The organism is Tenacibaculum sp. TB-53, from assembly GCF_059716285.2.
Map to the genome: position 1 here is coordinate 1,862,748 of NZ_CM202790.1, position 25,512 is coordinate 1,888,259.

A 25,512-nucleotide genomic window follows, 5' to 3' on the forward strand; every position below is an offset into this window, starting at 1 on the left:
GATTATAGTTTTTGAAGTAACTCTTCATTTATATGTTTTTCAAATCTTGCAAAGTCATTTTCAATCTCCGGATTTTTCATCACGTCGTAAGCAAAAAATGTTTTTAAAGGTTCTAAACCAAACCATTTAAAGTTGAGATGCATTGGTAATAACAAGTCGTCTTCACTTTTACCAGCAAAAAAAGGCTCATCAGGATTGTTAAAAGCCTCTTTAGGCGCATTTGCAGTTACTGACATCATGTATTTTCCGTTTAACAAACCACCTAAACCATAATTCTTTTTTGGTGCTTCAGAAGTACGACCATCACCTTGCGATAGTTTCCCCATCATACCTGCAGTGAATACATCATCCATATATTTTTTAAACGACCAAGTAATTCCCATCCAGTTTAAAGGCGTTTGTAAAAATACAACATCTGCCCAAAGGAACTTTTCTACTTCCTCATCTACATTATAGTCATTTTGAGTTACGGTAATCTTTATATTTAAGTTAGCTTCTTTTAATTGAGCTGATAGTTTTTCAATAAAAGATTGATTTAATTTTCCTTCTGCAAATGGATAATATTGATGACCATTAATGATTAAAATGTTTTTCATTTTTATAAAACTTTAAATTAGTATTACAAAGAAACTAATAATAGTTTATTTTTGAAACCAAAATAATATAACCACATTAAATAGTGGTTACAAAATGGTAACTAATGGGAAGAAAAGTAATTGATAATCCAAATGTGTGTTCGTTAGTTCACGCGATGAACGTAATTGGAAATAAGTGGAAGCCTATTTTAATTTACTTATTAGCAAACGGAAGTTTACGCTTTGGAAAACTCTTAATATTTACTCCTACTATATCAAAAAAAGTGTTAACAGAGCAATTAAGAGAGCTTGAGGAAGATGGTATCATAATTAGAAAAAAATATGCTGAAATACCACCACGAGTTGAATATTCACTATCTAAAAAAGGTGAAGCTTTACTGCCAATTCTTAAAAGTTTGAGTGAATGGACCCAAGATAGTTTTAAGGACATTGAGTTTGAAGCCTGTAGAATAGTAACTTTATAAAATACCAGTAAAATTACCCTAATACTCTTCCCTTTTTAACAACAACTTCTCTCTACTTAACTATAGTAGCCAACAAAATTCTTACGACTTCTTCAAACGGAGTTTATTCGTACTTTACTTTTAAAGACATGTTTTTTGTATACCCTTTTCTAGTTATTAAGCCGTCTTTCTCTAACTGTTTTAATTGAAGACTTAATGTATGTTATATAATGATGGAAGTTAACTCGTATAATTTGTTACAGCACTTTTTTCGTTCAAAAATAAATAAAAGATTATACTTTTCCTTTTACCTCCTATCAATTAAATAGTAATACTTGTAGAACTCTAAAGCTCTCTATAATTATACTTAATTAATCTTTTATTTTGCCTGCTCCAAATGCTACTATAATTTAATGTTCCAAAAACATTATACTATCATTAATTATAAAACTTTACTTTTTATAGTAAATTTAACATTACCTATAAAGCTATTAAAAATAGTAGCTAACAGTGTTTTTTAACATAAAAAACATACTATCATTTTTGACCGTTATTGCAAAAACCTTAAACTATCAATACTTTTGACACTATACTTTTGATAGTTTGAATTAAACAAATAAAAAACAATTAAAATGAATTTAAAAGACATATTAAATTGGAGATATACCACAAAAGAATTTGATCCATCTAAATCAATTTCTAAAGAAAATATGGAGCAAGTAAAACATTTACTACAAATGAGTCCTTCAAGTGTTAATCTTCAACCTTGGCACTTTATTATCGCTGAAACTAGAGAGGGTAAAGCACGTATTGCAAAAGGCACTCAAGGTTTTTTCCACTTTAATGAACCTAAAGTAACTAATGCTTCAGCTGTTATTTTATTTTGTGTAAAGACTAATGCTGATGAAGATTATTATAAATATATAGCGGAGGTAGATGATAAAAATGGACGATTTCCTAATCAAGATGTTAAAAATGGATTTATAGGCGCCGTTAAAACCTTTGCAGATATTCATAAATATGACTTAAAAGATCTTCAACATTGGATGGAAAAGCAAGTATACCTTAACGTAGGAAGTTTTTTGCTAGGTGTTGCAAGTTTAGGTATAGATGCCACACCAATGGAAGGTATAGATGTAAAAGCATTAGATGAAGAATTTGGTTTAAGAGAAAAAGGTTATACCTCATTAGTTGCTGTTTCTATTGGATACAGGGCAAAATCCGACTTTAATTCTACTGATAAAACTCCTAAATCAAGATTGTCACAATCTGAAGTTTTTACAGAAATCTAAAAATATTAAAATGATTAAAACTGTCCTGTTAGCTTCATTTTTTTTAATGTTTACAGTTAAAATCAATGCTCAGACTTCAACTATAGATCACACAAAGACTAAAAACGAAGTAGTAACCACTGAACAAATAGAATGGAGCTGGCTTAATCCGTTACGTGGAGACAAAAGTCCAGCTGCGGGAAAACTTTGGGGTGATCGTACCAAAAACGAACCTTCAGGTTTTTTAGTAAAATTTAAAAAAGGTTTTTCATCTCCACCACACATTCATAATGTCACTTATCGAGGTGTAGTTATTAAAGGGTTATTGCATAACGATGATGAAAACGCAAAAAAACAATGGTTACCTACAGGATCTTTTTGGATGCAGCCTGCAGGCGAAACGCATATTACTGCTGCCAATGCTGAAGACAATTTAGCATATATTGAAATTCAAGAAGGTCCATATTTAGTAAAACCTACAGATGAAGCTTTTGATAATGGTGAACGACCAATAAATGTAGACCAACACAACCTCGTATGGTTAAATGCAAACGATATTACTTGGGTTACAAATAAAAGTGATATTAAAACTGCATTTTTATGGGAAACACATAAAAACAATAAACTTCAGGCTATTTTAGTTAAATTACCTGCTGGTTTTAAAGGTAATATTAAAAACCTAAGCGAGAATTTTAGAGCTATAATAATAAAGGGTAAAATAGTGCATCAAATAGAAAATAATAAGGTTATAAATGTGCTTGAAGCAGGGAACTACTTTAGTTCTAAAAAAGGAACTAAACATACAATAGCTGTAAAAAACAACAAAGAGTCTATTCTCTACATAAGAAGCAACGGAGACTTTAAAATTCACTAACAAAAACCTAAAACACTAAATAACAGTGTTATAAATTTATTTTCATAATAAAAAAATATAAGAGCCACCAAATGTAAAACATTCTGTGTGGCTTTTATTTTTATAATTTATAAACTAGCTTAATAATTACTAAAAAAAATTACTCTTGCGCTTTTAGCATAAACAACAATGATTTTAAATTATTAACTTTATCAAAATACAATCATAAAAAACATATTTTCCAACATAAAACTAAATAAACTCATGAAAAAAGTACTTATTCTTTTTGCCCACCCAAAGTTTGAACAATCAAGAGTTAATTCAACTCTAGTTAATCGTTTAAAAAATAAAGTGCATGTAACTTTTCATGATTTATACGAAAACTATCCTAATTTTCATATTAATATACAGCGTGAACAAGAATTATTACTCCAACATGATATTATTATTTGGCATCACCCTTTATATTGGTACAGTAGCCCTGCTATTTTAAAACAATGGAAAGATTTGGTGTTAGAGTTTAATTGGGCTTATGGTCCTGAAGGAAAAGTACTTCATAACAAAACTATTTTTAATGTTATAACCACGGGCGGTTCTCGAGAGGTGTATTGTACCGAGGGTTATAATACCTATACAATTAACGAGTTTTTAAGACCATATGAACAAACTGCTAAATTATGTGGAATGAATTATTTATCTCCATTTGCAGTAATGGGTACACATAATTTATCTGATGAAGATTTACTGGATTATACCAACCAGTACGAACAATTAATAGATTTATTACAAGGTGATTTTAATACAACGCAATTATCAAATTGTTCTTTTCTTAACGATTTAGAAATTTTAACAACCTAAGGTATGTCTGGAAATTTATTATTTGAAGCTATTGTATTTCTTGCTGGTGCTATTATTTGCGTTTCTATAGCAAAACGATTAGGGTTAAGTTCTGTTATAGGTTATCTACTAGCTGGTGTACTTATTGGTCCATATGTACTTGGCTTTATTGGTGAAGAAGGTGAAGATATTCTACATTTTGCTGAGTTTGGAGTAGTTGTAATGCTATTTTTAATAGGATTAGAAATTGAACCTAAAAATTTTTGGAATATGCGAAAAACTATTCTCGGTATGGGAGGAATACAAGTCGCTTTAACAATTGGCTTAACTTATATATTGTTTACATTTATAGGTTACGAATGGCAAGTAGCATTGGCCATTAGTATGGCTGTTGCTTTATCATCCACCGCAATAGCTTTGCAGACCATTAAAGAAAAAGGCCTAATGAATACTACTTTTGGCTCTAGCTCCTTTTCCATACTATTATTTCAAGATATCATTGTAATATTTATGATTGGTGCTTTACCACTATTAAGTAATTCGTCGGAACACACAAGTAATGAAGCTTCTCATTCAGCATCAACTTTAATTCAAAGTTTACCTATTGGTTTACAAACATTGGCAATTATACTTTCTGTTGTGATTATTATTTTAGCTGGTCGTTTTATAGTGGTACCAATGTTACGCAAAGTAGCTAAAACTGGCGTTAGAGAGTTATTAATAGCTTCTGCTTTTTTAATCGTTTTTGGAATTTCATACTTAATGGAATTTGTTGGTTTAAGCCCTGCATTAGGTGCTTTTTTAGGTGGTGTTGTTTTATCTACTAGTGAGTTTAAACACGAGCTAGAAAGCACACTAGAACCATTTAAAAACCTTTTACTAGGACTCTTTTTTATGGCAGTTGGTGCGTCTATTAACTTTGTAGTTATTGCGAATAGCCCGTTAACTATTAGTGGTATTTTGCTCGTTATTATTATTATAAAAGCATTGGTTTTATTTATTACAGGTCGTATTTTTAATTTAAAAATAGACCAAAATATACTGCTTACTTTTAGTTTAGCTCAGGTTGGTGAATTCGCTTTTGTTTTATTGTCTTTCGCCTTTCAGCTTAATATTTTAGAACAAGAACAAATGGACATAATGTTAGTGGTTACCGCAGTTTCAATGTCCTTAACACCTATTTTAACAGTAGTAAACGAACGTTTAATTCTTCCAAGAATTGGCACCAAAGAATTTATTAAACGACCTATGGATCATATAGCTAAATCTCAAAAAGTCATATTAGTAGGCTTTGGTCAGTTTGGTAGTACTGTTGGACGTTTTTTACGTTCACATGGTGTTGAAACAACTATTTTAGATTTTGATTCTAATCGTGTTGATTTTCTACGAAAAATGGGGTTTGAAGTATATTATGGAGATGCAACAAGAGAAGATTTATTAGAGTCTGCTGGAATAGCTGAGGCTAAAATTTTAATTTGCGCTACTAATGAAGTTTCTGTTTCTAAAGCAATTTCAAAAATTGTAAAAAGAAAGTATCCACATATAGAGTTAATGGTTAGAACTAAAAGTAGATTTGATGCTTATGAATTACTTAATTTAAATGTTAATAATATTTACAGAGAATCATTAGATACCTCTTTAGCATTAGCAAGTGATGCTCTTAATAAATTAGGTTTCAGAAAATACACCTTAAATCGTCAGGTACAGAACTTTATTAAATATGATGAAGCTAGTTTAAAAAGATTAGCAGCAGACCCTAATAGAAATGAAAATTATATTTTTAAAGCTAGAAAAGAACTAGAACAACAAGAACAATTATTGGAAGATGATTTTAAAAGAGGAATTGTTACCTTTGATAAACATTGGGATGGAGAACATATTCGAAATATATTAAGTAAAAATAAAAAAAGTAAAAACTCTTAATTTCTGAGTGCTTTATTTTGTGTGCATATAAAGTTAAATTTATCATATTTAACTTAGAATATAAAAGCCTTCGTTTTTTGAAACGAAGGCTTTTATACTTTATACTTACTTAAAAGTATAAATTTTATTTAACTCTTTTTTCATAACTAATAAGCTCTAGTAATTCATCCATAACGTCATTACAAATTACAACTGAATTATGAGTACAATTTTTTAGAGCAATTGGGTCAAAACCTTTTACACTTATTCTTGAAGGACTAAATTCTTTACTCTGTAAATGTGTATACATATTTAAGGCTGCTTTGGAACTAGCATAAGCAGTCATACAATAATTAGAATAACAAAATGACTCATCCGACATTTTATTAAGGTCTCCCATAGCGCTTGTAACATTAATAATTCTAGGGTCTTCACTTTTCTCAAACAAAGACTTTAATATTTTTACAGTACGCATTACAGCAAAAACATTCATCTCATAAAGAGATTTTACCTCTTCAATATTTATTTGTTCTATTTTCTGACCAAAACCATTAGCTTTTTCAACATTGTTAAACAATAAATCTAAATGACCAAATGTATTAATAATTGTGTTTTTTAACTCAAAAACACTTTCGTCAGATGTAAAATCTGTTCTAACTAATTTGTATTTATGCAAATCATCTGTCTCTATAGACAGGTTATCAAAACTATCTTGGGTTGCAGCTAGAATAACGTTGTACTCATTTTTAAGTAAAGTATTGGCAAAAGTTCTTCCTAACCCATTGCCAGAATCTGTAACTACTGCTGTTCTTTTTACATTCATACATTCTAATTTTAATAATCAAATTTAAATATAAATTAACTTAAAAAATAACCACTTTCTTTACTAAGGCATTTAAAATTAAAAGCTCTATTTTTAAACTTTTGGTAAGTGGTTAAATAATAATTTACATGCCCTCTTGTCTAAAACGGTTTGGTGTAGTGCCGCTTAATTTTTTAAAAAATCTGGTAAAATGCGTTGGCTCTTGAAAATTTAAACGATAGCCAATCTCTGCAATATCTAAATCTGAAAACTTCAGTAAACTCTTGCTTTCTAACAATAAACGGTTTTGTATAATATCTTTAGCGCTTTTGCCTGTTTGTTTTTTTATCATAGTGGTTAGATAACTTGGTGTAATATTTAATGCTCTAGCATAATCGCTTACATTTTTAGTATCGACATACATTTTTTCTACCAAATTTTCAAACTTCTGTGTAATAATTTGCTCTCTAGATAAATTGTTTTGAGTAGATTTATGTCGTTCATAAATAGCCTTACAATAGTAGAGTATCGACACCAACATACCTTCCAACATTTTTTCTTGATAAGGGTGTGGGTTTTCAAATACTGAAACCATACGTTTTACATCAAAAAGCAAAGAATTCATTTCATCTTCTGTCATCATCAACACTTGATTTTCAGTCATTTTTAAAAACGGAAAATCATCTGTTAACTTAGGTATTCCATTTATTAAAAACTCCTTTTTAAACATTATGTTATACCCTGCAATATCTTCATCTCTAATCCAAGACACCACTTGCCCTGGAACTGTAAACCACAAAGGGTGATTTCCTAAGTCTAACCAATCTGTATTAATGTTTAATCGGCTGTTACCAACATAGGTTAACAAAGCTATTTGAAAAAAATCTTGTCTATACGGAGGCATGCATCGACTAGAAGCAGGCTCTAACTCATCAATTGCGTGAACATCAAAATTAGGTATATGACTTCTATGAGGAAAACCAATAGCTTTATATAAATCATTACTATTTTTAAAAACAGGAACTTGTGTTTTAGACATATTGTTCTGTTGATTAAATACTTTTTTGGTAACGAAACGACCCTATATCGGTCGTTCCGTTTTGCATTTCATTACTTAATTTATTGTAGTTTCTTTTTGCTTTAATTGCATCATTTTCACATCTATATCTTCTTCTGTTATAATATCCCATCCACCACCTAAGGTTTTATATATAGCAATTAGATATGTAGTTGCTGCAATTTCGCTTGTTGCTAATGAATTTTCTGAAACCAACATGGTATTTTCAGCACTTAAATAATCTATAAAATTATCTAAACCTGCCTCGTAACGTTGTTTAGCTATGGTAGCTGCTTTAGCACTGGCTGCTGATGACGCGCGTAAATTTTCTCGTCGCTGTAACTCGTTAACATAATTTGTTAATGCAGTTTTGGTTTCTTCTAGAGCTTTTAAAACTGTTTTTTCGTACTTATTTAAAGCTGCAAGCGTTAATGCATCATTTTCTTTAATTCGTTGTTTTACACGACCTAAATTAAAGGCTTCCCAAGATATACTAGGTAAAATACTCCATGTAAAAGACTCTTTTTGTGCAAAGTTAGAAAAATCTACTGCCGAAAACCCAATAGAACCACCAAATTGTACTTTAGGATATAAATCAGCTACCGAGATATTGTATTTTGCAATCTGGATTTGCAAGGTTGCTTCGGCACTTCTAACATCTGGTCTGCGACGTAACAACTCGTTAATATTATCATCTAATGCAACCGATTCAGGTAAGCTTGGTAATGGCTGTTCTGTTAATAAGGTATCATCTATCTCTCCTGGTATTTCGCCAATTAACACATTTAAACTATTTTTTAAGGCTTCAATACGTGCTTTTAAAGGATGAATTGTAGCTCTGGTATTTTCTAATTGTGCCAATGCTCTTGAAACATCTAAATTACTACTTGTACCAGCTTCTAATAATTTTACTGTTAAATCGTAAGTATTTTGTTGACCTTTTAAATTACGTTCAGCAATACCTAACATGTGTTGTGTACCTCGTAACTCCATATAGTTTCTAGCAGTTTCTGCAAACATGCTAATGTATACGCTTTGCATATCTGCTAAAGCTAATTGACTGTTAGCATAAGCGCCTTTAATACGGTTAGACACACGACCAAAAACATCGGCTTCCCAAAATGCATCAAAACTACCATTAAAGTTATTGTACGTTGGGTTTGCACCGGGTACAAAAACATTTTCTCCTAATCGTGTTCTGGTGTAATTACCGTTTAACGTTACCGTTGGAAAACGGTCTAATTTTGTGTTTTTTAAAAAGGCACGAGATGCTTCAAAATTAGCTACAGCAACATTAATATCTAAATTATGCTGCATAACTTTATTAATTAATGTATCTAAAATAGGGTCATTAAATTCTGTCCACCATTTTTGAGCAGTTTCTTTACTTACAAAAATACCCTCCTTTACATTATCTTTTAAAAAATAGTTAGATACATTCACACCAGACTGCACATTAAAATCGCGCTTTGTAATACCACAAGATGTTAGTATTATAGTTAGTACGACAAGATTTATATAGTTTATTTTTTTCATTATTATACTGTTTTTTTTGGGGTTGTCCATTTTCTACCTAAATAATAAAATACAGGTGTTAAAAAAATACCGAAGATGGTAACTCCTAGCATTCCACTAAATACTGCGATACCTAAAGATACACGTAATTCTGCACCAGCACCGGTTGAAATTGCTAATGGTACTACTCCAAGAATAAAAGCCATTGCTGTCATTAAAATAGGACGTAAGCGCAATTTTGATGCTTGTATAACGGCTGTTTTTAAATCTGTTCCCTGGTCTTCTAATTGTTTTGCAAACTCAACAATAAGAATCGCGTTTTTACTTGCTAAACCAACTAATACAATTAAACCAATTTGTACCATAATATTGTTGTCTAATCCTGCTAAATCAATACCAACAATTGCCGACAGTAATACCATAGGCACAATAAAAATAACCACTAATGGTAAAACTAAACTTTCAAATTGAGCAGCTAATAATAAGAATACAAACACCACAGCTAATAAAAAAGCGATACCTGCTGTGTTACCCGTTTGTTTTTCTTGGTAGGCCATTTCTGTCCATTGATATGAAATTCCCTGTGGCAAAATTTCTTTTGCTAATTGTTCCATACGCTCTAATGCCTGACCTGAACTGAATCCTGCAGCGACATCTCCATTTAAAGATGCTGAAGGATACAAGTTAAAACGTGGTATTCTAGCTGGACCAGAAATATCTTTCTGTGTAGCTATGGTTCCTAATGGCACCATTTCTCCTTTATTGTTACGTACTTTAATACGAGTAATATCGTCTGGTGTTAAACGGTTTGGTGAATCTGCCTGTGCTGTTACTTGAAAGGTTCTACCTAAATAATTAAAATCGTTTACAAATGCAGACCCCATATAGATTTCCAATGATTGAAATATTTCATTGATATTAACTCCTAATTGTTGCGCTTTGTTTCTATCGATATCTAAATACAACTGAGGTGTTTTATCGTTAAAAAAAGTAAACACATTACTTAAAACAGAGTCTTGATTGGCAGCCAATGCTAAATTATTTGTAGCTTCTATTAACGCTGCTGTACCCAAGTTAGCACGATCTTGCAGCATCATTCTAAATCCACCAGCATTACCTATTCCTGCAACCGATGGAGGTGGAATAATAAATACAACCGCATCGTCTACAACAGCTACTTTACCACGCAATGTATTTAATAAATTGTGGTAATCAATTCCTTTTTTTGTTCTTTCATCAAAATCTTCTAATGTTATAAAAATAGCTGCTGCATTTGATGAATTGGTAAATGAAGGTGCATCAAATCCTGTAAAAGATACAGCTGTTTTTACACCATCAGTATCTAAGGTTAAATCTAAAATGTTTTTTACCACCTCATCAGTTCTACTTATTGAAGAACCAGGGGGTAACTGTACTACCGTTACAAAGTACTGCTGATCCATTGCTGGTACAAACCCTTGCGAAACACGACTGAACTCAAATCCTGTTAAAGCTATTAATCCACCATAAATTAGCATAACCATAGTACTTGTACGTATTAATTTTTGAACACTACTACCATACTTTTCAGAAATCGTATCCATAAAACGATTGAAGGTATTCCCCAAAAACACAAACGGCTTTAATACCAATGGTGTATTTTTCTTTTTAATTTTATCTTCGTGTCGCATTAATAAAGCTGCCATAGCTGGACTTAAAGTTAACGATACAAATACCGAAATAGCTGTTGCCACAGCAATGGTTACTCCAAATTGTTTATAAAACTGACCTGAAAATCCGTCTAAAAAAGCAGTAGGAATAAAAACAGCTATTAACACCAATCCAATTGCTATTAAAGCACCTCCAACTTCGTCCATAGTTTTAAAAGCTGCTTCTTTTGGTGAATAGCCTTCTTCGAGATAACGTTCCATATTTTCTACTACTACAATTGCATCATCTACCACAATACCAATGGCTAACACCAACCCAAATAAGGTTAAGTTGTTAAGAGAAAAACCAATACCTTGCATAATAGCAAATGTACCTACCAATGATACCGGAATTGCTAAAATTGGAATAATAGCTGCACGCCATGATTGTAGGAATAATAAAATTACTAAAATCACAAGGATTACGGCTTCTAAAATTGTACTGTATACTTGATCTACCGATTTTTGAATAAATTCAGTGGGGTTATATTCTATCTTGTACTCCAAATCTTCTGGAAAGCTTTTGGATAACCTTTCCATAGTTTCTTTAATACTTCTAGCGGTTTCTAACGCATTACCTCCTGGTTGTTGAAAAATAGGCATAGCAATTGCTGGCTTCTTGCCTAAATAGCCTTTTGTAGCGTAATTTTGTGCACCTAATTCAACACGACCAACATCTTTAAGTTTTACTATTCTGTTATCTTCTGCTGATTTAACGATCACATTTTCAAATTCTTCAGGTGTAATTAGTTTTCCTTGCGTCTGAATATTTACCTCGAATGCTGATTGCGTGCCTGATGGTAAGGTGTTTAATGTACCACTAGCTATTTGTACGTTTTGAGCACGTAAGGCTGCAACTACTTCACCAGCTGTCATATCTAAATTAGCAATTTTATCTGGGTCTAACCAAATACGCATGGCGTATTCTGCCGCTCCAAAAATTTGGATATCACCAATACCTTTTAATCGTGCCAACTCATCTTTAAGCTGTAACGTAGCGTAATTACCCATATAAATCTGGTCATAGGTCTCATTAGGTGAAATTAAGTTAACCAACAGTAAAATATCTGGTGATATTTTCTTTGTAGTGATTCCTAAACGTCTTACCGATTCTGGTAAACGTGGTTCTGCGATAGCAACTCGGTTTTGTACTTGTACTTGGGCGCGATCTAAATCTGTACCCAGTTCAAAGGCAATTTGTACTGTTACTCTACCATCAGCTGATGATTGGGAGGTCATATAAATCATACCTTCAACACCATTAATTTCTTTTTCTAAAGGCGCTGCTACAGTTTCTGACAGTGTCTTGGCACTCGCACCAGGGTACATAGCAACTACTTCTACCGTTGGTGGGGCTACATCTGGAAACTGTGAAACGGGTAATGAAAAATAGGATAAACCACCAACAATAAGTATGAGTACACTTAGTACTGCAGCAAATATTGGTCTTTTGATAAATATGTGACTAAATTTCATTGTATTTTGTTAAAATTTGAACATAACTCTAAGATTTTCATATCCTTATTTAAAGACATAAAACTATAAATGAGTTTATTTTTTAATATGGTTTTACTACTAACTTGTTATTGATTTACAGTTAGCTTTTTGGGATTTCTAAATTAGTTTCAACGGGGGTAACTACTGTACCTGGCCTAATTTTTTGAATATTATTAATTATCAACTTATCTGTTTCTAATAATCCTTCTCTAACAATACGAAATCCGTTAGAATGTAATGGTCCTAAAATGATGTTTTTACTGGTTACAATATTGTTTTCTCCTAAAACATAAACATATCGTAGTGACTGGTTGGTACCAATAATATCCTCTGGTATCATAATCGCTTTATGTGCTGTGCTTTCACTTATTCTAGCTTTACCAAACATTCCTGGCTCTAACAGTAAGTCTTTATTTGGTAAAATGGCTCTGTTTTCTATTGTACCTGTACTATTATCAATTTGATTATCTACGAAGTCTATTTTTGCTTTGTGTAAAAACTCATCTTCATCTTGAAGTTTAATATGTACCGGAAGTCCGTCTGTGCGAACCGCTTTTCTTTCCCCATTATTTGCCAATCGTACATAACGCAAGTAATCAGACTCGCTGCTTGTAAAATAAAAGTGAATAGGGTTTGTAGCTACAATAGTGGTTAATAATGTAGAGTTTGAAGAACCTCCATCTATAAGGTTTCCTTCGTTCACACGATCTCTACTCACTAAACCTGAAATTGGAGCTTTAACACGTGTAAACTCTAAATTTAATTTAGCATCAGCCACGTGTGTTTCCGACACCTGAATACTAGCTTTAGCATACTCTAGAGCTTGTTTTCTACGATTGAATTCTTCAATAGATACTGCACCTGTTTCCTTTAAATCTTCGACACGCTTAAAATTGTCTTGTGCAATTTCTAAATTTGCTTTGGCTTGAGCTAAATTGGCATTAGCTTTATTTAAGGCTATTTTAAAAGGTCTGTCATCAATAATAAAGAGCGTCTGTCCCTTTTTTACAATTTGTCCAGCTTTAAAATTTACACGCTCTAAAAAACCACTTACACGTGCACGAACTTCTACTTTATTACTTGCTTCGAAACGTCCTGTATACTCATCCCATTCCGTAATAGTTTTGTATATAGGTGTTGTAACTTTTACAGGTAACTTTTGAGAAACTAATTCTGTTTTTTTTACTTCTGAAGAACTAAATGCATAACTAGAAACTATAACTATAAATAAGCCTATAATTGTGTAAGTTAATACTTTATTTTTTTGTGAAGTATTCTTTTTTTTCATCTTAAATTAATCATTTATTATTTGAAGGGCAAAATTAATTTAGATGTTAATGTCTTTTTTAACCAAAATTTTTGCAGGAATGACCAAAATTTAATCTTTTGCTTATTTAGCTAATAAAAAAAACTATTAAATGTTAAAAGCTATTCTACAAAAAAACGCAACCCCTTCGGATTGCGTTTTATATTTTGTGTTGTATCAAAATTATTCTTCGTTAAATAATTGCTCTTTATAAGCTGCTTTTTGAATTTGAGCTCTTCTTGTTACTGATGGTTTTACATATTGCTTTCTTTCTCTTAATTCTTGTAAAACTTTTACGTCTCTAAATTTTCGTTTATAACGTTTCAAAGCTCTATCAATATTTTCGCCTTCTTTTACTACTATTCTTAACATATGATATGGTTTTTTAATTATTAAATCTTACAACATGAAAGTAACTTCACAGCACTTCATAATAAGTTCTATGATTTTTATATGATATTATTTTTTTGATTAAAAATTCTATTGAAAATAAATTTATAAAGAAACTGAAGACTAAAAAACTGATGTATAACAGAAAAATAGTGTAGAGACTTGTAGATTTTCTCCTAAAAAAAGGATAGAACATTAATATTATGACAAAGGTAGGGTTTCTTTATTGGCTCTACAAGTATTCATAGTTCTAATTCTTTTCTATAAAAAAAAGCGTTACCAATATGGTAACGCTTTTTACTAAATAGTTTCTCCTAATTCTTTTAGTTTAGAAGTATTTTCCGCAAGCATTAACTCGTCTATAATTTTTTGAATATCTCCATTTACAATATTTGATAAATCGTATAAGGTTAACCCTATTCTGTGATCAGTTACACGTCCTTGCGGATAGTTATACGTTCTAATTTTCGCGGAACGATCTCCTGAGGTTACCATCGATCCACGTTTTGCAGCGTCTTCCTCTTGCTTTTTAGCTAACTCTAAATCGTATAAACGAGAACGTAATACCTTAAATGCTTTTTCTTTGTTTTTATGCTGTGATTTTTGATCCTGACATTGCGCCACTAACCCTGTAGGAATATGCGTTAAACGTACTGCTGAATAGGTAGTGTTTACCGATTGACCTCCTGGTCCTGACGAACAGAAATAATCAATACGTACATCTTTTGGGTTGATTTCTACATCAAACTCTTCTGCTTCTGGAAACACCATACATGTTGCTGCCGATGTATGAACACGTCCTTGGGTTTCGGTTTGCGGTACACGTTGTACACGATGTACACCAGCTTCAAACTTTAAAGTTCCGTATACATCTTCACCAGAAACTTCAAACTGAATTTCTTTAAATCCACCATTGGTTCCTTCAGAAAAATCTACCGTAGATACTTTCCATCCCTTGCTTTCACAGTACTTGGTGTACATTCTAAATAAATCACCAGCAAAAATACTTGCTTCATCTCCACCCGTACCTGCACGCAATTCTACTACCGCGTTTTTAGCATCTTCTGGGTCTTTAGGAATTAGTAAAAACTTAATCTCCTCTTCCAATTCTGGAATACGAGTTTTTGCTTCATCCATTTCCATTTTAGCCATTTCTACCATTTCTGCATCCGATCCGTCAGCAATAATCTCCTTAGCTTCTTCTATATTATTTAATAAAGTTTCGTACTCGTTTGCCTTTTTTACAACCTTTCCTAAGTCTTTATACTCTTTATTTAATTGCACATAACGTTTTTGATCAGAGATAACATCTGGTTGGATGATTAAATCTGATACCTCATCATAACGTTGCTTAACTATCTGTAATTTATCTAGCATAGTATCTTTTCTTGGGGTGCGAATTTACGATTTTTTATCGAATTTTATTCATATCTTTAATTCATTAAGGCTTTTGTTATGCGAATTTTAATCTTATTTTTTACTTGTACACTACTTTTTTCTTGTCTACAAGAAAAGAAAATTAAAAAACCTACTTGGCTGTTTGGTAAATGGAAACGTATTTATAACGAAGCTGGTAAAAGAACTTACGAGTTTTGGGAAAATGATTTTTCTGGAATTGGTTTTTCCTTACAAAAAAACGATACTGTATTTAAAGAAGTCTTACACATCATTACTAAAAATGATTCTTTGTTTTTACAGGTTACAGGCGTGAATGAAACCTCGACATTATTTGCTTTTACACAACAAACTGATACTTCTTTTACTGCGGAAAACAAACTAAACGAATTCCCTAAAACAATACAATACTGGAAAGAAAACAATCTACTGAAAGCTAACGTTAGTAACGATGAGTTTTCAATTGATTTTGTATTTGAAAAAATGAAATAAAAAAATCCTCAGAGAAATCTGAGGATTATACTTTTATTTTACAGTATTAATATTCAAAAGTTCCATATTGACTTTTGATTGTTAATTTCTTTTTATCAGAAGTTTCAACTCTACCAACAATCTGTGCATTTACGTTAAACGTTTTTGAAATAGTAATAATCTCATCTGCTATTTCTGGAGATACATATAACTCCATTCTGTGTCCACAGTTAAACACTTGATACATTTCTTTCCAATCTGTTTTTGATTGCTCCTGTATCAATTTAAACAATGGTGGAATTGGAAACATATTATCTTTTACGATGTGTAAATTATCTACAAAATGTAAAATTTTTGTTTGAGCTCCTCCTGAACAGTGAATCATTCCGTGCACTTCTTCCGAAGAAAATTTCGATAAAATTTCCTTGATAATTGGCGCATAGGTTCTTGTTGGCGATAACACTAGTTTACCAGCGTCAATTGGAGAATTTTCTACTTCATCTGTTAATTTTGTATTTCCTGAATACACTAAATCTGACGGTACTGAAGCATCAAAACTTTCTGGATATTTTTCTGCTAAATAATTATGGAACACATCGTGACGTGCAGAAGTTAATCCGTTACTTCCCATACCTCCGTTGTATTCTTTTTCATACGTTGCTTGTCCGAATGACTCTAAACCAACAATTACATCTCCTGCTTTAATATTTGCATTATCAATTACATCGGTACGCTTCATACGAGCGGTTACCGTAGAATCTACAATAATAGTACGTACTAAATCACCAACATCAGCAGTTTCACCTCCTGTTGAATGAATCGTAACTCCGAATTCTTTCAACTCATTAATTAACTCTTCTGTTCCATTAATAATTGCCGATAAAACTTCTCCTGGAATATTATTTTTGTTACGTCCAATAGTAGAAGATAACATAATGTTATCGGTAGCACCCACACACAATAAATCATCAATATTCATGATTAAAGCATCTTGAGCAATGCCTTTCCATACCGAAATATCTCCTGTTTCTTTCCAGTACATGTATGCTAAAGACGATTTTGTTCCTGCTCCATCTGCATGCATTATTAAACAGTAATCATCATCATTTGTTAAATAATCTGGAACTATTTTACAGAAAGCTTTTGGAAATAATCCTTTATCAATATTTTTTATAGCATTGTGTACATCTTCTTTAGATGCCGATACTCCGCGTTGTGCGTAGCGTTTAGATACTTCGTTACTCATTTGTTGTGTTGTTGTTACCTGCAAATTTAGGTTTTATTACGCTTTTATCAAGAAAAAAGCGAACGTTTTTTATACGTTCGCTCTCTAAGTAATAGTTTGTTTTCTTTTATTCCCAATCTGGCATTGTCGCATTTTCAAACAATGCTGTTCTAGTTGTAGATCCTTCACTAAAAGGTACTTTATAAATTGTTTTTGTAGAAATACCATCATTGGATGTATTCACAAAGATAACTTCAGCCTCATTAGGTGATAAACGTGGGTCTAAATCATTTGTTCCATCTGCTTTTCCTTCTGATAAATCAGTAACTTCTGCCGTAGCAAATTCATATAAAAATAGATGACTGTTTAGTTGCCTATAATTACTTGATTCATATCCAGAAACATCTCTGGTATACAACAGTGAGCTTCCATCTATTGTAAAATTAATTCCACCTGCAGCTCCTTGCATTCCTGTTAAAACAGTATCAATTATATTTCCTGCCATATCAATCGTATAGATTTGTGCATTATAGCCACTTGTGTTATTGGTTTTCAGTGCTATTTTAGATTCATCATTATTCCAGTCACATTCAGTAATGTAACTACCGTCTGTTGTTTGATAAATTTGCTGTAAACCACTTCCATCTTTATTTATCAAGTATAATTTATCGTAATGCGGATATATAATTCGATCTCCGTTTGAAGACCAGGAGAAATCAACTTCGTTTAAGTCAAATGCAACTACAGGAACATTAGATGTAACTTTTTTAACATCTGAACCATCTGTTTTCATTGTATAAATATGAGTTTCGTTATTATCTGTTCGTAAGAAGGCTACCAAATTTGCCGCTGAGTTTTTTCTTGGTCTCCAAGAGTTTGTTGTTGGTAATGTTAACAGTAATTCATTTACAGAGGCTTCATTGATAAAATCTCCAGAGTATATTACATTATTTCCTCCCTCTTGTCGTGTATAAAAATATCTGTTATTGGGTGTTGATGTAATTTTAAATGTACTCACTGTACTTAATACTTCGGCATTAATACCATCTGATGCTCCTATTTGCCAAAAATATTTTACTCCGAATTTTAAATCGGAAACTGTGTATAAAGTGTCTTTTACATTTTCAAAAGATATAACATCATTATTTAAGTCGTTTTTAATTTCTATCCTGTATGTTATTTCATCTTCATCAGGATCATTTGATTTAAAACTTAATTCTACTGTATTATTTAAATCTTCTATGCCATTAGCTGGAGCTCTAAGCTCTGGTGCTGTTGGTGGGTCATTTAATGCTGTTTCTATATCTAATTCAAATACTATATTAATTTCTGTCCCTGCATCTAAACCTACAGGTTGAAAACCTGTTAAATACCCCTCTTTAGTGGCACTTACTGAATATTCTTGTGCTGGTACATCTTCCATTAAGAAGTAACCATCTTCATCGGTAAAACTTGTGTTATTGGTAGGTGATAATGCTATTTTTGCATTTGTAATAGGTTCGAAACTTTTCTTTTTAACTACACGACCTTTAATTGTTCCGAACTCTACATAATCTACAGTATCTTCACTACAATTAAATAAGGTTACACAAATTAAGAGTATTGTTATTTTTATTATTTTTTTCATTATTTCTTTTCTTAAAAATAAACATTTATACCTGCTCCTACTCTCCAAATAAAATCATTTCTCTTTCCTCTAACTAGCTTATCTAAGTTGTCTGAACCTAAAAGATAATTTTCTCCATAAAGAGTTAATCCTATTTTATTTGTTACTAAATACTCTAACCCTAAACCATATTGAAATTTAAACATAGGATTGTCTAGGTTTTTCTCTAAAACTGAACCTACACCTATGTATGCATACGGTGTTAACCTATCGTAAGGCATCATATTGTATTCTAGAAAAATACTAGATGTTAAAAAAGTATTTTTAAAAGATTGTTCGTTTTCTAACTCAAACCTTCCTATGCTTCCTCCAAAACTAAATCGAGGGTTCTTAAAAAAATATCTGTATTTTAGGTCAAAACCAAATCTTGCTACGGGTTTTGAATAATCTCCTGAAATTATTGAAGCTCCTCCCATTACACTCATTGAATTTTTTGCTCTTCTTGTTTCCTGCTTTCTATTAAAAAGTAATGTATTGTCTGCTTCATTTTTTTCTTTTAAATACTCTTCTTTAAAGAGGTTAACAACCTTATCACCTCCTTGAGGAGTCCATAAACCATCTACAACACCTTCTATAATCAACTGTTCGACTGCTTTATCTATCGCTTCTTTTACAGCTAATTGCATAGGCTCATTTTTGGTTACTCCTGTTTCAACTTCCAACAATCTTCTTAAAGAAACATATCTATACAAGTTTGCTGAAATTCCTTGAGAGAGTACTGTTTTTGATACGTAAATATTTTTTAAAATTTGTCCATTTGATGTAGATACGGCTCTTAAATAAACGGTTATTCTATCTTGTCTATATTGATTAGATGCTCCTGCTCCAAAATATCTAACTCCTGAACCTCCTGTAATAATATTAGAATCATAAGAAACCACGCCTCCTTCTAAAATAATTCCAGCAAAAAGTAATGGTGGCATTTTTGTGGAATTAACTCCTTGATATTCTTGCCTTGTTGACCTTATTATTTGTCGTTCATTTAATAAATTAGCGATATTTTCTCTTTCTATTGGAGTAAACCATTTTGACTCTTCTAGTGATTTTAATAGAATTGATGTACCTCCTTGCGTTACCGCGGTACTAAATGTAGAACCGTTTTCAGTCGGCTTGTATTGTCCTGTTTGATCTCTAAATTTATAAACTCCTACGATTACTTTTTCGACAGGTAGAATATTCTTAATTAAATCGTTTTGTAAAGAGGTGTTTTCCCCTATTCTAGCATTCGTTGTTTGGAATGGCTGATTTAGGTATGCTCCACAACTAGAAAACAAAATAAAACTTAAAGAGAATAGTAATTTGAATAATAATTTTCTCATAAAATTTAAGTTATGGTTAGTCGTTTTGTTGTTAATTGTTTGGTATTATAATTTGTGTTTGTTCACCTGTTTGGGTATTTAAAATATTTACAGATAAACCTCCACTGGTAGGTGTTACTTCTACTACTAAAGATCCAAACACATAAGTTCCAACAGTTAATCCTTGATCTCCAAATTGTTCTTGAAATAAATCTTGAGATAATGAGTTTAGTAGTTGCCTGTTTAAACTATTAGTAAAGTTTTCTAAGTCTGATGGTTGTTGAAAAGGATCTTGTGTTTCTTCTTGAAAATCGTTTTGTGCATTTGCTGATGCCAAAATTTGCTGATACCCGAATGGATTATTTCCTCCAAAAAATGGATTAACTGGTTTATAAACTAGTTCTTGTGAAAAAGTAAATGAACTTATTAAAAATAAAACAATTGTTATAAGTTTGGTTGCTATTTTCATAACTTACTTTGTTTAAATTTTATAACTTAATAATGTATTTCTCTGTTTTGAGTAACTACTTAATCTTACCAAAGATGCTTTAACAGCTCGTTTAAGAAAATCTTCTCCTGGCATTGTCATGAACTCAAAAACCTTTTTATCATCAGCTTCAATAATTAAAACTGTAGTTCTTCTTAATCCTGGTTTCTCTTTTATTTTTATAATGAAAGGATACTTTAAGCCTGAAAGCAGGTATTCTTGGTAAAAAAAATCATAAAAGTCTTTCCCTATTTTTGTTATTGCTTCTTCAATAACCAATCCTTTTAACACAAAATTAGATTCGTCTATTTTTTCTTTTTTTATTATACCTACCTTTTTAGGTACTATTAATAAAGTATCTTTATCTATTAAAGTTTCCTTGTGCTTTATAAATAAATAAGCTCTTAGCTCTTCATCAGGGTTTAAGCTTAACCTTATTAATGATAGCTCTTTTTTTTCATTAGGTTTTAAAGAAAATTCTCCTGATTGTTTATTGTTAGAGTAGCTTCCATCTTTACTCTTTTTTAACACCAATAAGTTGTAATTAAACTCATCTTTAAACAATACTCCTTCATTTTCAGCTTGTGCTTTTACTGCTATAAAATTGTCTTTTTTAAGAACTAGAATTTTGGCTTTTACCTCATTTATTTCTTGAGCATAACTTGTTGTTATACAAAGTAAAAACAGAGTAATATATTTTATTTTTCTTTTAAAGAAATTAAACCTTAGCATCATTTTAATAGTTCCTAACTATAATTGTTTTATAATTAGATTTTTGAATGATTTTTACATTTTCCATTAAAGAGTTTGTTCCGTACACCTGTAATGAATTTGCATTCCCCTGTTGAAGAATATTCATTTTTGTAGGAGAAGCATTGTAATAATCTATAAAGCTATAATAGTTGTTTTTTCCCTTTTGCCCCACTAACTGTACATCTCTAACTCCACTTTTTAATTCTGCTACATTATTTATTCCTACTTGATTTATTGTTAGGTAATTTTGATTAGCTGCTGAATAGGTAAAATCTTGTGAATTATTTAATGAATTAATATTTTTCTCTAGTATTACAAAAGAAACATCATTTCCTATTTGAGGTACAGATACAAAATATGTAGATGTTTTTTGCTGTGACATAATAGTCAGATTAAAAGTAACCAGCATTATAAATAATATTGTTTTCATATCTTTCATTACCTTCATTTTAATAAGTTAAGAGAAGAGAGAAGAGTTTCTCCCTTCTCTTAAAGTTTTATTAATAAATAAATTATAGTCCTGTTTGTTCAACACAAGCCTTATTCATATAACCTGCTTGACCGATAAAGCTAGCATTACCTGAACCTTGTGCGTCTTGAATAACAGACGCATGATTTTCTACACCAAACTGACTAATTAAACTTAAGTTAATACCAGCATCAGCGTTTTGATCAACACAAGCTTCATTCCCCGAACCTGTCTGTCCAATACCAGAAATATTTATTCCCCCTGTTGATGTTTGCGTAGTAGAAGCCATATTTCCGTTTCCAAATTGAGCTATTCCATCTATATTAAAACTACCTCTTTGTACTTGTTTAGCCTTATTGTAGTTACCGACTTGTAAAATACCTGCTACACTACCTGGTGCACCATTAGTTCCTGTACTTTGATCTTGGTGAGCTAAATTTCTTCTACCAGATTGTGCTACAATAGCTACATTATTATCATAACGTTGTTTTTGAATAGAAGTATTTTGACGTCCTGTTTGGTAAGCATATGCTCTGTTATTTTCTGCCCAACCTACACCTACATCTTGTTGTGCGTAGTTTTTATATCCTACTTGATTTACAAAACCAGAATTGTAATCTCCATGTTGTTTAATGTCGGTTTCGTTCTTTCTTCCTCTTTGGTATACAGTCGCTTCGTTTCCTAAACCTCCAGAAAATCCTTGGTTTTGACCATCTTGATCGATATTTGATAAGTTACCTACTCCAGTTTGAACTACACTTGCATCATTCATGTGTCCTGTTTGATCTACGTAACTCGTGTTTATTGCTGCTCCTCTATCTCCATAAGAAGGTCCTACTTGTGCTACTGAACACCCTAAACAGTTAGCTTTTGGTGTTGGTAATGGGTTTGCGAACTGTGCGAAAACGGTTCCTGAAGCTAAAAAAATAGCTGCTAATAAAAAATTTTTCATAATAGATAATTTTAAAATACGTTAATTGATTTTTAGCATACTCTATGTATGATATAAGCATACAAATACTAATAATGCTTATTATAGGAGAATGCTAAGTAAATAAGGGTAAGATAAAATTATGGGGTAAAATGTAAGATTAGTTTGGTAACTGTAATTACATCCATCAGTTTAAAATAAAACTGTAAGAATCTATATATAGACTGTTTGTTTAAACATAGCTAATATACAATTTTTTTTAGCTTCAAAAACCAATCAAGATTTCTTTACTTAAAAAAATAAAATAAGAAAAAGCCAAAAACACGCTATAAACGTAGTCTTTGGCTTTGTTTTTTTTATTTTAATTTTTATTAAAAAAAGGGGTTTTCCCCCTTTTTTAACAAATGTTTTTTCTCATTCAAAACAGGTTACTTTATCTAGTAAATAAAAGCTCCCTGTACTTAGTTAAAGGCCATAAATTATCATCTACCATTAATTCTAATTTATCACAGTGATAACGAATTTCGTCAAAATAAGGTTTCACTTTGTTACAGTAAGCATCTGCATTTTTTTGTCCTTCTAGTTTATTTGCCTTTTTACGTTCTTCAATCATATCTTCTACTTTAGAGTTAATTTCAGCGATATGATTAGATATTTTCTGAATTAAATCGATTTGTTCGTTAGCGTATTTCTCAAAATTATTTCCAAAAATCTCTTTCAGTCCTCTTACATTTTCTATCAACGTATTTTGGTATTGAATAGCAATAGGTATAATATGGTTTCTTGCAATATCACCTAGCACTCTACTTTCTATTTGTATTTTCTTTGAATATTCTTCTAACTCGATTTCATGACGAGCTTCTACCTCAACCTTATTCATCACTTTCATTTCTTCAAAAAGAGAAATTGCTTTTTCAGAAACTTTTGCTTTTAATGCTTCTGGAGTTGTTTTGTTATTCGACAACCCTCTTTTCTTAGCCTCCTTTTCCCATGCTTCTCCATAACCATCTCCTTCAAATCGAATATTCTTTGATGCTTTAATATATTCTCTCAATACATTAAATATGGCTTCATCTTTTTTAAGTTTTTTGGTATCAATTAACTTATCAACTTCTTCTTTAAATTCATTCAGTTGTCTTGCTATAATTGTATTCAATACAGTCATAGGCCCTGCGCAGTTAGACCATGAACCTACTGCACGTAGCTCAAATTTATTTCCTGTAAAAGCAAAAGGTGAAGTTCTGTTTCTATCTGTGTTATCTAATAAAATTTCTGGAATTTTCCCTACAATGTTTAATTTTAAATCTGTTTTTTCTTCAGGTGATAGTTTTCCTTTCGTTACATTTTCTAGCTCATCTAATACCGATGATAATTGTGAACCTATAAAAACTGATATAATTGCTGGTGGTGCTTCATTAGCTCCTAAACGATGATCGTTACTAGCACTTGCTATCGACGCTCTAATTAATTCTTCGTAATCGTGAACTGCTTTGATGGTATTTACAAAAAAGGTTAAGAATTGTAAGTTTTTCATCGGGGTTTTCCCTGGACTCAGTAAATTAACTCCTGTATTGGTAGATAAACTCCAGTTATTATGTTTTCCTGAACCATTAATCCCTGCAAATGGCTTTTCATGGAATAACACTTTGAATTTATGACGTTGAGACACTTTCTCCATCACATCCATTAATAATGAATTGTGATCTACTGCTAAGTTTGCTTCTTCAAAAATTGGCGCTAACTCAAACTGATTTGGTGCTACTTCATTATGTCGTGTTTTAACAGGCACTCCTAAGAGCATACATTCATTTTCCAAATCACGCATAAAGTTCAATACTCTAGTAGGTATTGATCCAAAATAATGATCGTCTAACTGTTGTCCTTTTGCTGGTGCATGTCCTAACAATGCTCTTCCTGTCATCATTATATCAGGACGTGCTGCTGCTAATGCTGTATCAATTAAAAAGTATTCTTGTTCCCAACCTAAGGTTGCGTTTACTTTTGTTACATTTTTGTCAAAATATTTACAAACTGCTGTCGCCGCAGTATCAACCGCTTGTAATGCTCTTAATAAGGGTGCTTTATTATCTAACGCTTCACCTGTATATGCCACAAAAACAGTTGGAATACATAAGGTCGTACCATAAATAAACGCTGGTGATGTTGGATCCCATGCCGTATAACCACGTGCTTCAAAAGTATTTCTAATTCCTCCATTAGGAAAACTTGATGCATCTGGCTCTTGTTGTACTAACTGACCTCCATCAAACTTCTCCATTGCTCCTCCTCCGTCAACAGTTTCAAAAAACGCATCGTGCTTTTCTGCTGTAGATCCCGTTAAAGGCTGAAACCAGTGTGTATAATGCGTTGCTCCTTTAGATAATGCCCAATCTTTCATGCTTACCGCAATCTGATCAGCGGTTTTCCTATCAATCTTAGTCCCAAATTCAATAGCATCCATTACACTTTGATATGCCTCTTTGGTCATATATTGACGCATTGCTTGCTCATTAAATACGTTTTTACCAAACAATTCTGAACGACGTTCGTTTTCTTCTACTACAACAGTTTTTCTATGTAAAACCTCTTGTAATGCACTGAATCTTAAAGTTGACATATAATAAAATATTAAATTAGATACTCAAAAATACAAACTTTAA

The 25,512-nt window shown here is 31.7% G+C and carries 22 protein-coding genes; 6 read left to right on the plus strand and 16 right to left on the minus strand.

The window, feature by feature from the left end; translation table 11 throughout:
• Nucleotides 1–2: 2 nt before the first annotated feature.
• Nucleotides 3–596: an NAD(P)H-dependent oxidoreductase gene (locus AC3VJB_RS08460; RefSeq protein ID WP_281979708.1), complete on the minus strand. Its 594-nt coding sequence runs from the start codon at nucleotides 594–596 to the stop codon at nucleotides 3–5.
• A gap of 104 nt (nucleotides 597–700) precedes the next feature.
• Between AC3VJB_RS08460 and AC3VJB_RS08465 the strand changes: the two genes are divergently transcribed.
• The 5 genes from AC3VJB_RS08465 to AC3VJB_RS08485 all read left to right on the plus strand — a co-directional run bounded on the left by AC3VJB_RS08465 (nucleotide 701) and on the right by AC3VJB_RS08485 (nucleotide 5,923).
• Nucleotides 701–1,060, plus strand: coding sequence for a winged helix-turn-helix transcriptional regulator (locus tag AC3VJB_RS08465; protein WP_073181533.1), 360 nt, complete (start codon nucleotides 701–703; stop codon nucleotides 1,058–1,060).
• Between the two features lie 611 nt (nucleotides 1,061–1,671).
• Nucleotides 1,672–2,331 (plus strand): oxygen-insensitive NAD(P)H nitroreductase, encoded by a 660-nt coding sequence (nfsB, locus tag AC3VJB_RS08470; protein ID WP_167713373.1) that lies wholly within the window; start codon nucleotides 1,672–1,674, stop codon nucleotides 2,329–2,331.
• A 10-nt stretch (nucleotides 2,332–2,341) separates the two neighbouring features.
• The gene (locus tag AC3VJB_RS08475; protein WP_047788398.1) at nucleotides 2,342–3,184 is read left to right on the plus strand and encodes a DUF4437 domain-containing protein; all 843 of its coding nucleotides are present in this window, start codon (nucleotides 2,342–2,344) and stop codon (nucleotides 3,182–3,184) included.
• A gap of 243 nt (nucleotides 3,185–3,427) precedes the next feature.
• Nucleotides 3,428–4,021: an NAD(P)H-dependent oxidoreductase gene (locus AC3VJB_RS08480; RefSeq protein WP_047788399.1), complete on the plus strand. Its 594-nt coding sequence runs from the start codon at nucleotides 3,428–3,430 to the stop codon at nucleotides 4,019–4,021.
• 3 nt (nucleotides 4,022–4,024) lie between these two features.
• Nucleotides 4,025–5,923 carry a monovalent cation:proton antiporter-2 (CPA2) family protein gene (locus tag AC3VJB_RS08485; protein ID WP_253056053.1) on the plus strand — a complete coding sequence of 633 codons (1,899 nt, stop codon included), beginning with the start codon at nucleotides 4,025–4,027 and terminating at the stop codon, nucleotides 5,921–5,923.
• Between the two features lie 124 nt (nucleotides 5,924–6,047).
• Here AC3VJB_RS08485 and AC3VJB_RS08490 read toward each other — a convergent pair whose 3' ends face one another.
• The 7 genes from AC3VJB_RS08490 to prfA all read right to left on the minus strand — a co-directional run bounded on the left by AC3VJB_RS08490 (nucleotide 6,048) and on the right by prfA (nucleotide 15,534).
• Nucleotides 6,048–6,725: an SDR family NAD(P)-dependent oxidoreductase gene (locus AC3VJB_RS08490; RefSeq protein WP_047788401.1), complete on the minus strand. Its 678-nt coding sequence runs from the start codon at nucleotides 6,723–6,725 to the stop codon at nucleotides 6,048–6,050.
• Between the two features lie 124 nt (nucleotides 6,726–6,849).
• A complete protein-coding gene (locus AC3VJB_RS08495) occupies nucleotides 6,850–7,743 on the minus strand; it encodes a helix-turn-helix domain-containing protein (RefSeq protein ID WP_073181540.1) in 894 nt (297 codons plus the stop codon).
• Nucleotides 7,744–7,818: 75 nt separating this feature from the next.
• Nucleotides 7,819–9,297 carry an efflux transporter outer membrane subunit gene (locus AC3VJB_RS08500; RefSeq protein WP_073182654.1) on the minus strand — a complete coding sequence of 493 codons (1,479 nt, stop codon included), beginning with the start codon at nucleotides 9,295–9,297 and terminating at the stop codon, nucleotides 7,819–7,821.
• A gap of 2 nt (nucleotides 9,298–9,299) precedes the next feature.
• A complete protein-coding gene (locus AC3VJB_RS08505) occupies nucleotides 9,300–12,440 on the minus strand; it encodes an efflux RND transporter permease subunit (protein WP_281979709.1) in 3,141 nt (1,046 codons plus the stop codon).
• Between the two features lie 121 nt (nucleotides 12,441–12,561).
• Nucleotides 12,562–13,749, minus strand: a complete 1,188-nt coding sequence (locus AC3VJB_RS08510) for an efflux RND transporter periplasmic adaptor subunit (RefSeq protein ID WP_159489964.1) — start codon at nucleotides 13,747–13,749, stop codon at nucleotides 12,562–12,564.
• A gap of 201 nt (nucleotides 13,750–13,950) precedes the next feature.
• On the minus strand, nucleotides 13,951–14,139 hold the full coding sequence (rpsU, locus tag AC3VJB_RS08515) for a 30S ribosomal protein S21 (RefSeq protein WP_047788404.1): 189 nt from the start codon (nucleotides 14,137–14,139) through the stop codon (nucleotides 13,951–13,953).
• A 318-nt stretch (nucleotides 14,140–14,457) separates the two neighbouring features.
• Nucleotides 14,458–15,534, minus strand: coding sequence for a peptide chain release factor 1 (prfA, locus tag AC3VJB_RS08520; RefSeq protein WP_047788405.1), 1,077 nt, complete (start codon nucleotides 15,532–15,534; stop codon nucleotides 14,458–14,460).
• A 78-nt stretch (nucleotides 15,535–15,612) separates the two neighbouring features.
• Between prfA and AC3VJB_RS08525 the strand changes: the two genes are divergently transcribed.
• The gene (locus AC3VJB_RS08525) at nucleotides 15,613–16,044 is read left to right on the plus strand and encodes a DUF6265 family protein (protein ID WP_053056640.1); all 432 of its coding nucleotides are present in this window, start codon (nucleotides 15,613–15,615) and stop codon (nucleotides 16,042–16,044) included.
• Between the two features lie 46 nt (nucleotides 16,045–16,090).
• Here the strand turns inward: AC3VJB_RS08525 and AC3VJB_RS08530 are convergent, their stop codons facing one another.
• From AC3VJB_RS08530 to AC3VJB_RS08565, 8 genes are all read right to left on the minus strand, one after another.
• Entirely contained in the window at nucleotides 16,091–17,269 is a 1,179-nt protein-coding gene (locus AC3VJB_RS08530) for an AIR synthase related protein (protein ID WP_281979710.1), read from the minus strand.
• A 106-nt stretch (nucleotides 17,270–17,375) separates the two neighbouring features.
• On the minus strand, nucleotides 17,376–18,875 hold the full coding sequence (locus tag AC3VJB_RS08535; protein WP_281979711.1) for a carboxypeptidase regulatory-like domain-containing protein: 1,500 nt from the start codon (nucleotides 18,873–18,875) through the stop codon (nucleotides 17,376–17,378).
• A gap of 11 nt (nucleotides 18,876–18,886) precedes the next feature.
• On the minus strand, nucleotides 18,887–20,233 hold the full coding sequence (locus AC3VJB_RS08540) for a CsgG/HfaB family protein (RefSeq protein ID WP_159613149.1): 1,347 nt from the start codon (nucleotides 20,231–20,233) through the stop codon (nucleotides 18,887–18,889).
• Nucleotides 20,234–20,264: 31 nt separating this feature from the next.
• The gene (locus tag AC3VJB_RS08545) at nucleotides 20,265–20,681 is read right to left on the minus strand and encodes a curli assembly protein CsgF (protein ID WP_047788409.1); all 417 of its coding nucleotides are present in this window, start codon (nucleotides 20,679–20,681) and stop codon (nucleotides 20,265–20,267) included.
• 12 nt (nucleotides 20,682–20,693) lie between these two features.
• Complete coding sequence (locus tag AC3VJB_RS08550; RefSeq protein WP_281979712.1) at nucleotides 20,694–21,434, minus strand: CsgE family curli-type amyloid fiber assembly protein; 741 nt, start codon at nucleotides 21,432–21,434, stop codon at nucleotides 20,694–20,696.
• Nucleotide 21,435: 1 nt separating this feature from the next.
• Nucleotides 21,436–21,834, minus strand: a complete 399-nt coding sequence (locus tag AC3VJB_RS08555; RefSeq protein ID WP_047788411.1) for a hypothetical protein — start codon at nucleotides 21,832–21,834, stop codon at nucleotides 21,436–21,438.
• A 130-nt stretch (nucleotides 21,835–21,964) separates the two neighbouring features.
• Nucleotides 21,965–22,873 (minus strand): hypothetical protein, encoded by a 909-nt coding sequence (locus AC3VJB_RS08560; protein ID WP_073181552.1) that lies wholly within the window; start codon nucleotides 22,871–22,873, stop codon nucleotides 21,965–21,967.
• A 412-nt stretch (nucleotides 22,874–23,285) separates the two neighbouring features.
• Nucleotides 23,286–25,469, minus strand: a complete 2,184-nt coding sequence (locus AC3VJB_RS08565; protein WP_073181554.1) for a glutamine synthetase III family protein — start codon at nucleotides 25,467–25,469, stop codon at nucleotides 23,286–23,288.
• Between the last annotated feature and the right edge of the window lie 43 nt (nucleotides 25,470–25,512).